Annotated in this window: 10 protein-coding genes and 1 pseudogene; all 11 read left to right on the top strand. The window is 36.2% G+C overall.

What is annotated here, in order from left to right; genetic code table 11:
- Positions 1 to 33: 33 nt before the first annotated feature.
- The 11 genes and pseudogenes from P4S61_RS00180 (at position 34) to P4S61_RS00130 (ending at position 12,687) form a co-directional block, all read left to right on the top strand.
- Positions 34 to 1,614: pseudogene (locus P4S61_RS00180) on the top strand (type I restriction-modification system subunit M).
- Positions 1,611 to 2,561: a restriction endonuclease subunit S gene (locus P4S61_RS00175; protein ID WP_337117576.1), complete on the top strand. Its 951-nt coding sequence runs from the start codon at positions 1,611 to 1,613 to the stop codon at positions 2,559 to 2,561. Before P4S61_RS00180 ends, P4S61_RS00175 begins: the two are co-directional and overlap by 4 nt.
- Before the next feature lie 334 nt (positions 2,562 to 2,895).
- The gene (locus P4S61_RS00170) at positions 2,896 to 3,093 is read left to right on the top strand and encodes a hypothetical protein (protein ID WP_337117575.1); all 198 of its coding nucleotides are present in this window, start codon (positions 2,896 to 2,898) and stop codon (positions 3,091 to 3,093) included.
- 107 nt (positions 3,094 to 3,200) lie between these two features.
- On the top strand, positions 3,201 to 3,329 hold the full coding sequence (locus tag P4S61_RS00165; protein WP_337117574.1) for a hypothetical protein: 129 nt from the start codon (positions 3,201 to 3,203) through the stop codon (positions 3,327 to 3,329).
- Positions 3,330 to 3,470: 141 nt separating this feature from the next.
- On the top strand, positions 3,471 to 3,758 hold the full coding sequence (locus tag P4S61_RS00160; RefSeq protein ID WP_337117573.1) for a hypothetical protein: 288 nt from the start codon (positions 3,471 to 3,473) through the stop codon (positions 3,756 to 3,758).
- Between the two features lie 220 nt (positions 3,759 to 3,978).
- Positions 3,979 to 4,377 carry a hypothetical protein gene (locus tag P4S61_RS00155; RefSeq protein WP_337117572.1) on the top strand — a complete coding sequence of 133 codons (399 nt, stop codon included), beginning with the start codon at positions 3,979 to 3,981 and terminating at the stop codon, positions 4,375 to 4,377.
- 639 nt (positions 4,378 to 5,016) lie between these two features.
- Entirely contained in the window at positions 5,017 to 6,786 is a 1,770-nt protein-coding gene (locus tag P4S61_RS00150) for a dynamin family protein (RefSeq protein WP_337117571.1), read from the top strand.
- 38 nt (positions 6,787 to 6,824) lie between these two features.
- A complete protein-coding gene (locus P4S61_RS00145; protein WP_337117570.1) occupies positions 6,825 to 7,220 on the top strand; it encodes a hypothetical protein in 396 nt (131 codons plus the stop codon).
- Positions 7,217 to 8,032, top strand: a complete 816-nt coding sequence (locus tag P4S61_RS00140; RefSeq protein ID WP_337117569.1) for a hypothetical protein — start codon at positions 7,217 to 7,219, stop codon at positions 8,030 to 8,032. The genes P4S61_RS00145 and P4S61_RS00140 overlap by 4 nt, the downstream gene beginning before the upstream one ends.
- Complete coding sequence (locus tag P4S61_RS00135) at positions 8,029 to 9,012, top strand: patatin-like phospholipase family protein (protein WP_337117568.1); 984 nt, start codon at positions 8,029 to 8,031, stop codon at positions 9,010 to 9,012. Before P4S61_RS00140 ends, P4S61_RS00135 begins: the two co-directional genes overlap by 4 nt.
- Before the next feature lie 684 nt (positions 9,013 to 9,696).
- Positions 9,697 to 12,687: a patatin-like phospholipase family protein gene (locus P4S61_RS00130; RefSeq protein ID WP_337117567.1), complete on the top strand. Its 2,991-nt coding sequence runs from the start codon at positions 9,697 to 9,699 to the stop codon at positions 12,685 to 12,687.
- Positions 12,688 to 12,826 lie beyond the last annotated feature (139 nt).

Raw genomic sequence — 12,826 nt, 5'->3', positions numbered from 1 at the left:
GGGTTTAAACAGCACTAACTAGGATACACATTAATGATAACCGGACCTTTAAAAAGTAAAATAGACAAACTATGGGAAGAATTTTGGACAGGCGGAATAACTAACCCGCTTACCGTAGTAGAGCAAATTACTTTTTTAATGTACGCCCGTATGCTCGACATGAACGAGCAAGCCGATGAAAAACGAAGCGCACGTACTAATAAAGCGTTTAACCGCCGCTTTACCGACACCGAGCAACATATTCGTTGGCAAAACCTGCGTCATTTAGGGGCTGAAGAGTTATACAAACTGGTTAAAGATGAGCTGTTTCCGTTTTTTTCAAAAACCTCAGACGACGTATCGCCAGAAGGCGCGGTATTTAACGAGTTTATGAAAGACGCGCAATTGATGATCCAAAAGCAAAGCTTATTGGTAAAAGCCGTTGAAATGGTAAACGACTTACCCCTTGAAAACTCAGACACCAAAGGCGATTTATACGAATATTTGCTTAGTAAACTCACCACCGCAGGCATTAACGGCCAGTTTAGAACGCCGCGCCACATTATACGCGCCATGGTCGAAATGATGGACCCAAGCACCACCAGCCAAATTTGTGACCCATCAACCGGCACCGGTGGCTTTTTATCGGTAAGTTACGAATACTTGTTACAAAAATACACATCAGCCGAGGGCATAGAGCGCGAACCTGTGCTTGACGTAAATGGCAATATACAGCTTGATGATAACGGTAAACCGCTTGAAAACTTACTTTACTCAGGCGATTTAATAACCCCAGAGCAGCGCAACCACATAGATACAAACATGTTCAACGGCTTTGATTTTGACGCTACCATGCTACGCGTAGCTGCCATGAACTTAGTAATGCACGGCATTAAACAACCAGGCATCCATTATCAAGACACCCTAAGCCAAAACTTTAAAGAGCACTACCCGCAAAAGGCAAAAGAAGGGTACGACATAATACTCGCCAACCCGCCATTTAAAGGCAGCCTAGACGAAGAAGATGTATGCCCCGAGTTATTACGTAAAGTAAAAACTAAAAAAACCGAGCTGCTGTTTGTTGCCCTTATTGAACGCATGCTAAAAGTAGGTGGGCAGTCGGCCACTATTGTGCCTGATGGTGTGTTATTTGGCTCATCAAAAGCGCACGTATAACTGCGTCAAATGCTGGTGGATAACAACCAGCTAGAAGCGGTAATTTCACTACCCAGTGGCGTGTTTAAACCCTACGCCGGTGTATCTACCGCCATACTTATATTCACCAAAGGCGGCAGCACCGACCACGTATGGTTTTACGACGTGCAAGCCGATGGTTTCTCGCTAGATGATAAACGTACGCCAATAAAAGCTAACGATTTACCAAGCCTAATCAGCGAATTTAAAGCTCGCGATAAAGCAGCCGCGACAAGTGATGCTAACGATAAAACTCAAAAGGCGTTTTGGGTAAGTAAAGAAGAGATAGCCTCAAATAAATATGACCTTTCTATTAACCGCTACAAAGAAGTGGTATATGAGGAAGAAAGCTACGATCCGCCAAAAGAGATTTTAGGTAAACTAGTGAGCTTAGAAAATGAAATACTCGCTGATCTGAAAGAGCTGGAGGGTATGTTGTGAGTTGGCCTGTTGTAAAATTAGGTGATGTAGTTAAGTTTATTGGTGGATCACAGCCCCCTAAATCAACATTTAAATATGAGCCAATGGAAGGCTACATTCGTCTATTGCAAATTAGAGATTATAAATCGAATAATAATTTAACGTTTATACCAGAATCATCAACGAAAAAGTTTTGTTCTAAAAAAGATATTATGATAGGACGTTATGGTCCTCCAGTATTTCAAATACTTCGAGGCCTAGAGGGGGCCTATAATGTTGCTTTAATGAAAGCGGAGCCAAGTAAAAGCGTCGATAGAGACTATTTGTTTTATTTTCTGAGACAAGATACTTTATTTAGACTTATAGATGGTTTATCGCAAAGAACTGCTGGCCAAAGTGGTATTGATATGGATGCATTAAAAAGCTATCCCATGTTGCTCCCACCATTGGACGAGCAAAAGCGAATAGCCGCGATTTTAGATAAAGCCGATGCCATACGCCGCAAACGCCAACAAGCCATCCGACTCGTCGACGACTTCCTACGCAGCGTATTCCTAGACATGTTCGGCGATCCCGTCACCAACCCAAAGGGCTGGCAAGTAGAATTGTTAGGCGAGCATATTCGACATGCAAACAATGGCCTTTCTAGGCGGAGAAAAGTAGAAGAAAATATCGGCGATATCGTATTAAGACTTCAAGATGTTCATTATGAGGGAATTAGGTTTGGTAAGGAACTCAATAGAGTTGATCTTGAAGACAAAGAGAAAAGCAGATATCGATTAGATATAGGAGACTTGCTATTTATCCGTGTAAACGGTAACCCAGAGTATGTGGGGCGTTCAGCAGTCTTTGAAGGTTTTAATGAAGCAGTGTTTCATAATGATCATCTTATTAGAATCAAGGTTAAAGACTCATTTAACTCTAGGTTTTTGTCTTACATGCTAAACCTACGAGTGGTAAGAAAATAATATCAAGCAAGACTAAAACATCGGCAGGACAACACACTATTAGCCAAGGTGGAATAGAGTCTTTGGAGTTCATTATTCCGCCCATTGATTTGCAAAACAAATTTGTAGAAATTCAAAGTAAAGTGAAGATGCAATTGACTAGGCAATCTGTTTCATTCAATGAATTGACTCACAGTTTTGACTCTTTAAGCCAAAAAGCTTTCGCTGGCGAATTATAACGCGGTATAAAAAATTAACAAGGATGTTGCATGACCGAACGTGAATTAAATAACAACATAATCAACGTAGAGCTTACAAAGCAAGCCGCTTATTTCACGCGTAAGGATAAATAAAAATGCAGGCACAAGTAAAAAGCATGAATGAAGTGGGCGATACGGTATTTTTAACACCCACGCCATTACTCAGCTACGAGGAACTGGTATTAAAAAGCTTAGGCTCAAATACCTATCGCGGCTTTCATCGCAAAAATAGTAATTGCTTAGGTGCCTCACATACCTTTAGAGATGTGTTAACTAAAAGAAGGATTACTTAATACACGCCCTTAATAATCTCTCCTCTGAAATAGAGTTAAATACGCTTGCAAACGAGTTATGTAGTGAGCTTATTGTTGAACTGAGTAAAAATATTAAACCTTTGCAGTTGCAGTCGTTTAATAAATTACGAAAGCCCGTTGATATTGTATTTGAGCACTTTGTAGCAATGGGGGAAGACTTTGCACCAGCAAGAAAAGCCGCCACACCATGGCTGTTTTTACCTGGTTTCGAATAAGCGCTTTGAAAGCAACGGCACAAACTTATTTTTAACCAATCTAAGCAGAAATCGCTAAGAATTAGATGTAATAGTTAAAGTAAATTAGCTATTTTATGGTTTAGATCTTCAGCTATATTAATACATTAAAAGGAATTTTTTATGGGGTTAGCAATAGCATTGTTTGTTATTTATGTCGGTTTTAAGCTGATGTCTAAGAACATGAGGACATTAAATAGTATTCTTATAATCGCATTTATAGCTTATATGCTTTACATGAAGTTTGGTGCCAATGGTGAAATTGGTTTCTATGAGCTGAAAAATTTTACGACTTTTATAAGTTTAGGTATTGGTTTATTTAGTTTAGGTTTGATTCTTGGGCTGTTACGGTTTTTTCAAGTGATGAGGCGTCCTATGAAAACCGAAAAGGTAAACTTTTTAAATTCTTAATTAAATGGGGTGCTATTTATATATGCTTCACTTTAATTTTTAGATTATTTTTGGTAGTAGTTTTGGATCTTGAATGGGATGCTACCTGGTTATTTGCTAAATTTTACGGTACAAATGCCTTTCTAGTTTCTTTATTTATTTACTATTTCTGGTTTAGAACGAAGACTAGTTCTATTAACGAACAGTAAATGAAATACTTATTTTTAAAATTGATAAATTTATGAAAATCCAGTTTTGCGCCTCAAACGCGCTTAATAAATACCTAAAGGCCGATTTACCTCGCTTACCACATGAGCCAGGTAAACAAGCTGGGGTAAATACACTCATAAGCGATAGTAATTGTTTTAACTGGCAATTACAGATAATTGATAACAGCTATAAATCTCGTGAAAAAACAATCATTGTTTGTGAAGCGAATAGCCGTTTTACGTTTTTTATACTGGTTAGTTTAAAGCTAACGCAAGAGGAATTAACTCAGCGCTTAGCGTATGAATGGCAATTAATAATGGCACAAACGCTTGAGGTATATCAGCTTATTCCACGCAGCGATATTGCCGTGTTACTAAGTGACTTATCAAACATAGAATTTCCCCGCACTGGGTTAAAAATACCGATTTAAGCATAAGCGGCCATATTAGCGACGCTGCAATATGGGTTACCCAAACACTAGAGGGAGAGGGGTTTTATGAACTACCGAATAAGCTTGCTATTGAACTTGCGATTTACTTAAATACTCAGCCTAAACGTATTACTAATAAAGCAACTGGCCGCAAAGAGAAGTTTATACCTATAGAGCGGTTATTGAGTTATTGGCAATCGCTTATTAATGAAAAGCAACGCGTGGAGGATTCACCAAATTCTAAAATTGATACTAGCAATGTTATTAATTTTAGTGATTATAAAAAAGCTAAATCAAAACGAATTAATTTTTCACAAGCTTGTGAAATGAAACGTCGAAAGAAATAAGAGTATGATTAAAGAGTTAGTTAGATGTTAGGCCTAAAATGCTACTCAACCTAATCACTTTAAACGATTTTAACAAGCTAACAAGTATAAAGGTGTGGCTTTATGAATTTTAGATGGAAAAATTCATAGGGGAGAGTTATAAGGAATAAGTTTGATTTAAATAACTTCAGGCTATCGAAAGTAACATAGATTTGAAGCCACAAAATATGAATTAAATAAAACAAAAGCAAAGTGATACTCTTTAAGTATTACTTTGTTTATGTTTATAAAATATGACTAATTGAAGGATGCAATGATGTATAACAAAAATAGTATTATAACCGCTTCAAAAGATGCTACTTTGCAAATTATTGAACAAATGGGTGCGATTTCAAAAGAAATTAATTTAGAAATTAAAGAAAAAGATTTTTTTGATCAAGCGCTTTTAGCAGTAAAAAACAGTACAGAAAAATTGAATCTAATTTTGTCTGTTGTAGGTGTTATGAAGGCGGGTAAATCTACCTTAATTAATAGTATTGTGGGTAATCAAATTCTCCCAAGCCGAAGTACCCCAATGACGGCTTTACCAACTTACATAAAGCATAACGCTAGTTGTAGTGGCGTGGTTTACCGCTTTAAACATGCAGATCTGTTTTCTAAAATGCTGGCTGACTTGCATGATAAAAAGTATGTACATACTCACGAAAGTAGTGCATTTACAAAGCGTCTAGCCAATAAGAACTTAAAACTAGATGAGTATTTAAATAGTTTAAGTGATATTCATGAGCAATTAGAAATAATAAATGATATTTGCCGAATTAATATAGCGAATAAAATTGATCCCAAAGCAATTTTAGAGACATTTAGATTAGATGAGGATTTCCCAACTATAGAAACATGCTTTCAATCTATTAAGGAGTTAAAGCTTGAAGGAGAGGTAGGGAATTTTATTCTTGTGGATACCCCTGGGGCTAATGAAGCTAAGCTCCCAGAGCTCAAAAGTATAGTAGATAAACAAATTAAACGATCATCTGCATTACTATTAGTACTCAACTACACCGACTTATCGTCAGATGCTGACTCTCAAATGCGAAGTAAAATCGTTGAAGAAGCAAAAGATTACCAAGATCGCTTAATTGTAGCAGTTAATCGCTTTGATGCACGTGACAAAAAATCAATGAATAAAAACGAGACAATTCGCTACGTAAAGGAAGAGCTACTAGAAGATATTGTTTTGAATGAAGAAAATATATTTCCAGTATCTGCACGGAATGCTTTGCTTGGCGGGCAATCTTTAAATTGGCTTGAGCGACAAGGCAAATTTGAATTGGCAACACTGCAAGATTGGCAGCGAGATTTTCTAGATAATACGACTAGTGGGGAATGGGATGAAGAAGATGAGGACGACCTCGAAACAATAGAAAATATTGAAGAAACAACAAGGCATGCAAAAAAATTATTAAAAAGTTCACGCATAGCAGACTTTATTAATACCGCACTTAATCGTGCATATCAAAATACAGGACCAGATACCATTATTGCTGCTTTGGGTAAATTAAACCGATTACTCGACGAAAAATTAAAGTTGACCCTTGAAGCTGATTTAGATTCTGCTTGCAAAACAATTAGTGAGCTAAAAATACGAGTTGTATCGCTAGAAAATGCGTTAATAAATTTAGCTTCACTCAGTAATGTGATTAATAAAAAACTAAATGAGTGGGCTGAGGGAGCAAGCGATAATGTTTTTGAATACATAGAAGAGCAAATATCTAAGCTAAATGAATCGATACTTACTGAGGAATCAAATGAACGCGTTGCAACAGGAGCAAATAAAAGAAAGGAAAAAGCAGAAAAAGAGGCCAAAGAAGCTAAAGAAAAGTTAATATTAAGTATAAAAATAAAATTGAATGAGGTGAACTTAGGTATTGATAGCAAAATAAATGACAGTATTTTTATTTTAGTTAAAGATATTAAAAGAATAACAAAAGAGTTTGCAGGCGAAGTTGAACATGACGCCTTATCTGGTTTTGAAGTAAGAGAATTAGCTTTAGGTTTTAAAGTTGATTCTAGAAAAAGATTTTAATGTTGATAATAATAATCTCATTGATATAAAAGAAAAAAGTGAAGAAACCAAGAGTGGTTTTTGGCATAAAACTTGATTGGGATTGGGTTCCCGAATTTGTTAATACTGAAGTGACTGAAACAGAATACAGTGTGAATAGAGATTTGCTTATTAAACATGCGAAAGAAGTTCTCGAAGCCACTTCAAAAAACCAATTAGATGAATTAATTAATTTGCTTAGCCGAGTTGTTGCTGAGTACGAAAAAGATGTTAGGTCTATGTGTGACATAGTTCGTAATAGCTCACAACTAGCAATTGATAAAGCAAGTGCGTCTACATATGAACAGGAAGAAAAATTGTCTTTTTTGCGAAAGCAATTAAATGAGCTTGCGGAAATAAAAAAGTCTTTTAAAGAAATAGAGCAAGGTTTACATTTAGTTAAGGATGAGCTATGACACAAGATAATTTAGTTGGAAGCGCGCTGGAAAAGGATTATCCTTTTTTGCAAGAGGCTGCATTTATAGAGCTAAGTAATAGCATTGAAGTAATGCAAGATTTTTCTAAAGTTGGCGCAGGTAATACTTTTGTAGGTAGAGTTGCGAATATATTTTTTGGCCAGCAAGTATATAGGCAAGAGCAAATTAACAATGAGCATAAAAATGCGATAGAAATATTTGCTGAGCTGGATAAGTATAGAGCTCAGCAAATAATAAAAACTAAGCAAGGGCAAAAAAAGACTCTAGAAGTGCTTAAAAAATTAAAAATATCTCATTTGGAACTAAAGGCAAAATTTGATGAATCTATCACTTTCATCGAGCATCAAATCGATAGTATACAACATGGAATATCAGTAAGAGACAGAGTCAAAACAGTATTAAATCATTGGAAAGTAAGTAATATACCTATGTCGGTTTATAGCCAATTACTCTTATTATTAGCTAACTTAAAGTGGACAGCTTATGAAAGTCTACTGAACCAAGATGAAGATTTTAAAAGTTGGATTCAAAGCGAGATATTGGTGGCTTGTTGTTATAAATTTCGGTGTCAGGCTGCTGAACTTGTTCCTATGAATTTAGCTATAGCTGATTTAAAAAATCAAAATATAGAAGTACAAGACGCGATTAAATTGTCTCTTCTTAATTTAAACAACGAGATTGCAACTCAAACATACCGTGTATTGCTAGGGGAGCTTAGCCTTGCAAATATTTCACCAGTTATGTCATTGGAACGCTTGGCTAGTCAACTTTTAGAGGAGCGGGTTGTATGAAAATAGGTTTAGTTATGTCTGGTGGAGCTGCAAAAGGAGCGTACCAGGTAGGTTTACTAAGAGCGTTCACAGAGCATAAGGTTGATATTGATATTTATGCTGGTGCAAGTATAGGCGCACTTAATGCGGTAATTTGTGCTTCTTCAGATAATGTTAAAGACGCATATGAAAAGTTAAATAAGATCTGGGGTGAACTAGGTAGAAAAACCCCTTTAGAGCTTAATGCAAAGGAAGTATCGCGGTTAATTGTTCTTTCTTTTTTAAAGCTTGGATATGTCAATCCTAAAACGAGACATTTTTGCCTTACTTTAGAAAAAATTATAAATAAATATTCACCAAGCTCTGGTCTAATTAGTGATGAGCCTATTATTAATTTGTTTAACAAATTTGTTGATTTGGATAATAAAGAGAACTGGAAAGATGTTTGGGTTTCAACATTTTCAGGGACAGAGTTAGAAGCAATACTCGAATTTGTTAAAGAAGAATTGGGTGTTGAAGGTAAGAAAGCAGATTATCATTACCTCAATATAATGGAGGAGGACGCATTACTTGAAACCTTATTAGCTTCAGCTGCATTACCATTACTTTATAAAGCACGAAGTATAGAGGGGAAAGCGCATTTCGATGGAGGGATAAGAGACAATACGCCGATAACCCCGTTACTCGATAAGTGTGATGTATGTTTTGTTTCTCATCTTTCAAATGGCTCACGTTTCGACCGTAGCGCATTTAAAAATAGTTCTACACAAGTTATAGAAATTAGGCCAAGTGATGAATTTGTTACTGAAGAGGGTAACTTTGCAACTGTAAAAGCGATGCTCAATTTTGATAGTGGTAAAATTAATGCCTTAATCGAAATGGGCTATAAAGATTCGTCACGAGTGATTCAACGTTTAAGATCACAGAATATGTTTGAGCAAGAGATTAGAACACTAGATAGTGATATTGACGCGCTCTTAGATGATATTGATAACTTATAATTTTTTGATAAGAGAAATTAGCCATAATTCGAAATTGAATAAAAAACTTTTAGTTTACGTTCAATACAACGTATTAAAAATTAGATACGTAGTATTGAACTGAAAACGATAAAGGTTACTTAAAAGTTTATACTTAGTGACACACTTATAGCTTATGCTAATAGTTATGGTGCTATTGGTGTTGCAGAAATTCCAAACACTTCCTCATCAAATTATAAGTTGTTAGAGAAGCCAATTGCGAATGATCCCGTATCTGAGTATCACTTTCACAGATTTAATGTTAAATGGAAGTACATAACTGACGACAATTTTAATGGTTCTATTACTCCATCTGAGGCTAGGACCCAATTTAATATTCACCATCCGTATACAACAAGTTGTTCGATTGAAAGCGATAAGGCAAAACGATTAATTAGAGCGCTCAAGGATAATCTCAAGCCATGAGATCAAACAAAAAAGTGTAACAGTCGAAATCACAAGCTTGTAAAAATTTATTTCTCACAAGGATTGTTATATTACTTCAATCTATTCTGAGTATTCGTGTTCATACTATCCGTGCTCAGTTATTAACAAGGTGTACTTAAAACTCCTTGAAATGAAACGCTTTAAGTGGTCTATTAGCTTAGGTAAAGGAATTTAAGTGATTAACTTTTAAAGGTTAATCATTAATTGAAAAGGATATTTATGACCAAGTTAGGTTTAGTTTTTTCTGGTGGTGGTGGTAAGGGCGCATACGAGATAGGCGTTTGGAAGGCGCTAAATGAGTTTGGTATAGCTAAAAACGTTGAAGCAGTTGCTGGTACGTCTGTTGGTGGTTTAAATGCAGCTTTATTTACAGCCGGTGATTACAGCTCTGCTGAGCAGTTATGGCTTGATATTGCACCTAGCAAAGTATTAACACTTAAAGCAGAAGATATTGCTATTGCTGTGTCTAAGTTCGCAGTAGGGGTTTATGTACCGGGTGTAGCACCAAAAGCCTTGATGACTTTGAGCTCTTTGTTAGGTGGTACAGGGGCTTTTTCACAAGATGGGTTAGCTGAACTTATTTACCAAAGTAATGTTTGCAATTCAATTGATAATAATAATTTACCACTGCATTTATGTGCATTAACAGCTAAAAATGGCGAGCTAGTTTATCCTCAATTAAATACATTAAGCGCTGAAGACAAACAAAAATGGCTATTGGCAACATCTGCGATACCCGCTGTTTTTAAAGCAGTTGAAATAGACGGCACAAATTATGTTGATGGCGGCGTACTTCCTTCATACAGCGACAACACACCTTACAAGCCACTAATTGAGCAGCATAACTGCACTCACATTATTAATATTTACTTGGACCGTACTGCCGATGTAGTGACTGCAAGCAAACAATATCCAGCGGTTAATTTTTGGAATATAGTCCCGTCGCAAGCATTCGCAGGCTTAATTGAGCCGCTTAATTTTACAAAAGAAAACGCTGCTAATCTTATTGAACTGGGCTATAGCGACACTGCTAAAATTCTTAAGCAGTTTAAACCCTTTATGGATGATGAAGCCCGCTTTATGCAGGCCGCTTTTGAATTTGCAGCCTCAAACACACAATTCAACGATCAGATATCGGTAAACCGACAGTTGCGTGATGATGGAGCTTTAGATTCTAAGCAGCTTATATCTCCTCATTCATTAGATGACGTATTAAGCGAACTTGCCTATACGTTAAATGAGCAAGAGCGAGAGATAGCTAGTCAAAATATTGATAGCTTGATAGATGAATTTGCTGATAACTCAAATGAATTACTTGAACATGCCTTTAATACAATTACAGCACTTGCATCTACCGAAGGGCGTATTAACGCTCAGTTAGACCAAAGCCATGTAGGTAGGTTGATCGGGTCTGTCACTGGGAGCAATGCTAAGTTACAAGCGGGTATTAACTATGATTTAAATCGCGCTATATATTCAAGCCAGTTACTAATTCAAAAGCTTAATCATAAACAAGCGCTAACAATGGAAGCGATGGTGTCGCTTGCTAATAAAACAAACTACCTGATGACCCATGTTAATGTGTTATATGGCAGCGTTAAAAAACTTGAACAAGATGTTTTTCAATCGGTTGTTTTAATGAAGCAAGGAATCAAGGCACTAGCGCATCAATGCGACGTTAGATTCAACCAACTTGAAAATAGAATTGATAACCTAGAACGTAGCCAATTGGTAAATAGTTGGTATAACAATACAAAATCGAAGTGCGTAAGTTTAAATAATTTACAGCCAAGTGAATTATTAATTAGTGTAACGCTAAGCTTTTACAATGATTTAGGGCGGGAGTGGTCTAATAGTGAGTTAAGTTGCTACACAAATTTATTGCATGATATTGGCTTACATCAAACATTATTATCGCCGTGTAGTTTATTTAGCTCAAGCTCAGCCAAGTTATTTTTAGATAACATAGAAGCAAGCGCTATTTTACCTGTGGCCCCTAAACACCAGCAGTTTCATCCTTTATTAAAAGGGCTGCAAATAGCAAGTGAAGCACAAAACTACGCAACAGCTGAACAAGTTAACCAAAGTATTGAACAGCAGTTAGGCTTAGCACTAAATAATGAATTGAATGGTTATGAACTCGGGTTGGAGCTATTACATAGCCTAAAATGTAACGATAAAAGGCTGCCTGCTCACTCAAATACGGTAGGTTTAAATCTACTGACAGCGAATGAGCATTCAACGATGCAAGCCCAATTGTTGGGTCAAATTTCTACTTACAATACTGTTAATAATGATATTTTAAACAATAAAAATATCAGAGATGATTTAGCCTTTTTGCAAAATAAAATTGAACAATTCAAAGTCATCGTCCCCGTAATTGGCCAGTTTTCAGCCGGTAAAAGTTCATTACTAAATAATTACTTAGGGAAAGACTACCTTAAGTGTGACATAAACCCTGAAACAGCGGTTGCCACAGAGCTAAGCTATAGCGAAGACGAACATATCATAATTAATTATATTGATAATAAACTGAGTGATCGGAAAGCTATAAGCGAGTTACAAAACTTAAAAGTTGACGAAAATATATTCTATATTCAAGTTTTTATTAATAATCAAAAGCTTAAAAATCGCCCTGATTTAGTGCTGGTGGATATGCCAGGTTTTGCATCAAATAATATCGGCCACTCCAAGGCAATTGCTTGCTACTTGGAGCGTGGTGATTACTTTATAAATTTAATACCCTCAGAAAAAGCCTTCGATGCAACGGCTATTAATCAATTGCAAGAAATCAACTTTAATTATGAAAAAGACATTGCTCATATTGTGTCTAAATCAGAGCGACTACCAAGTAGTAAGTTGTTAGCGGTTAAGAGTCAGTTGCAAGCGTATTTAGCCGAAGTTTTAGAGAGTGATATAACGATTGGCCATATAGAGAATCTAGGGAAGAACAAAGATATAATTGATTTTGAGAATGCAGTCGATAACGCATTAAATCAATTTGATACATTGCTTTGTAAGCGATACTCACAGCAAATAGCCAAGTTAGGTGCGCAGATAACAAGCGCTATTAATGATCTTAAAAAGTCTAGCCAGTCAAGTGAAGCCCAACTACAAGAACAAATAAATCAATCCCACGGTGCATTTAGCTCGGTAGAAAAAAGCTTCAAGCGTCACTTAACGATCTTGAATATAACTTATGTAGCGTAGGAAAAGAGCTGTTAATTCAGCGCTCTCAACATGTATTAGGCTCATCGGTATCAGTTTTAGTCAGTGCAGCCAAATCGAATCAAGTATCACAAAAAATAAATGAGCTATTAAGGCCAGTTTTACAGCAAGGTGTTGATAA

It is taken from the genome of Pseudoalteromonas sp. B160 (genome assembly GCF_037162485.1).
Taxonomy (GTDB): Bacteria; Pseudomonadota; Gammaproteobacteria; order Enterobacterales; family Alteromonadaceae; genus Pseudoalteromonas; species Pseudoalteromonas rhizosphaerae.
This window is presented reverse-complemented; position numbering and strand designations above follow the sequence as displayed.